Annotated in this window: 2 protein-coding genes; both read right to left on the bottom strand. The window is 69.7% G+C overall.

What is annotated here, in order from left to right; genetic code table 11:
• Positions 1-94: 94 nt before the first annotated feature.
• Positions 95-1,021 carry a Crp/Fnr family transcriptional regulator gene (locus AB0I91_RS44585; protein WP_499642334.1) on the bottom strand — a complete coding sequence of 309 codons (927 nt, stop codon included), beginning with the start codon at positions 1,019-1,021 and terminating at the stop codon, positions 95-97.
• A complete protein-coding gene (locus tag AB0I91_RS44580) occupies positions 1,014-1,697 on the bottom strand; it encodes an RNA polymerase sigma factor (protein ID WP_498785419.1) in 684 nt (227 codons plus the stop codon). The genes AB0I91_RS44585 and AB0I91_RS44580 overlap by 8 nt, the downstream gene beginning before the upstream one ends.
• Positions 1,698-1,911 lie beyond the last annotated feature (214 nt).

Genomic DNA, 1,911 nt, shown 5'->3' with positions numbered 1-1,911 from the left:
TTTTGTCCCCTAACCCCCCTTTTGGCTTGTTTTTTTGCGGGTCGGGGGGGGGGGGGGGGTCCGGTTGCCCGCCCCCCCGGCCGCTCCGCCGTCGTCACATGCGCCCGAACTCCCGCAACGCCATCAGGTCGGGCACCAGCACGTCACGCCTCAGGTGGCTCACCACCACCCCCGCTTTGCGCAGGTCGGAGAACGCCTTCTCGGCCGTCCTGGGCTTCATCCCGACGATGGAGGCGAGTTCCACCTTCGTCAGCGGAATTCCCAACGTCCACCCGTGCGCCTCTTCGCGCCCGTAGGTCTGCACCAAGTCGACCAGCACCCGCGCCACCCGTTCGGCGGCCGGGTGGGACAGGAAATCCCGCCGGCGCTGGTTCGCCCAGCGCAGCCGGTCGTCGATCATCCCGATCAACTCCACGAACACGTCGTTGCGCCGGTGCAGGAACGCCATGAACTCGCCGCTGGTGATCAGCTTCGCGACCACGTCGCCACAGGTCACGACGCTGGCCGAGCGCGGCTTCTGGTCCAGCGCCGCCATCTCGCCGACCAGGTCGCCCGCGACCCTGATCGCGAGCAGCGCCGTGTCACCCGTCTCGTCCGTGGTCTGCACCTTGACCACGCCGTCGAGCAGCAACAGGACGTGAGTGTCCTTCGCGTCCTGCTCGATGACCTCACGGTCGGCCCGGTACCTCACGACCGTGCCGAGGTCGAGGAACTCCCGACGGGTCGAGTCGCGAAGACGACCGAGCAGGCTGTGACCGGGCCACCCCGGACCCGAGCCGACCGGGTCGGCCACCCCCGAGTACACGATCGGGCGATCAGCGACGATGGACGCCGCGCGCTGGACGAACCCGCCCCTCAGCGACGACGCCGGTGGGATCGACCGGTTGACGCGGCCCACGATGCGCTGGACCACGTCGTCCGGGGCCCGATCGCGGAGATCGCGAACGTCGTCCGCACCGAACGAAGAGTCCTCGACGAGGTGCTCCACCGCCGTCGAGTGGCCGACCGCGTGCTCAGACATTGCCACCCCCGCCCCCAGTCGATCGACCGGTGTTGCGCCGATGTCTCTCCAAAGCCCCTTTGATGACGCCGTGGGTCGTGTTCAGCAGTTCCGCTATCTCGCCGACCGTGTACCCGGACTCCGACAGGACCAGCGCCGACCTGGCGTACTCGTTCGGGATGCCGGCGAGACCGCGTCTGATCTCCAACTTGGTGACCACCGCCTCGCCGGGGTCGGGGCCGGGCGCCGCCAGGTCCGCCGGCACCTCGACGCCCGATAATCGGCCGGCCTCCGCCTCCTGCCGGCTGCGGTCCCTCCTCCACTTGCGGTAGACGTTGGGGAACGCGTACACGCAGCCCGTGGCGAAGTAGGTCTTCAGGCTCGCACCACCCGTCGGATCCCACGCGCCGCCCAACAGGGCCTTGTCCCGGAAGTCGCCGATCGCGTCGACCACCGTGTCACCGGCGAGGCTGACCAGGTCCTCGTGCTCCCAGTACAGCGGCGGCCCGCCGACCGGGTACCCCTTCTCCCGGCAGAGCGTGAAGATCAACCCGGACCTCAACCACCCCACCATCGAGGCGAAGCCGTACTCGCTGAGCACCCTGGTGAACCGCAGCCACTCCGGGCCCGCGCAGTTCTCCGCGACGAGCGCGTCACGCAGCTTGACGTCCGCCTGGCGCCGATCATCGTTGCCCACCAATCGCGACCCCCTCGGACGAGGCTCATCCGAACGACAGGTTCTATGTCGGCGCGGACGGCCGACGGCACGCGGCGGCGGTCCTCGCCGGGCTGACCGCGAGTGGCGTCTCCGCGTCGTTCTTCCACGCGCACGTGGGCGACGAGCCGCCCCCGTGAGCGCTCACGACCCGGCGCACGGGAAAGGGCGACGAGCCGCACAGCGGCTCGTCGCC

Origin of the sequence: Actinosynnema sp. NPDC049800, from assembly GCF_040656635.1 — a bacterium.
In the GTDB taxonomy this organism is placed as follows: Bacteria; Actinomycetota; Actinomycetes; order Mycobacteriales; family Pseudonocardiaceae; genus Actinosynnema.
The sequence above is the reverse complement of the archived record's forward strand: the minus strand, read 5'-3'. Positions and strand labels throughout refer to the sequence as shown.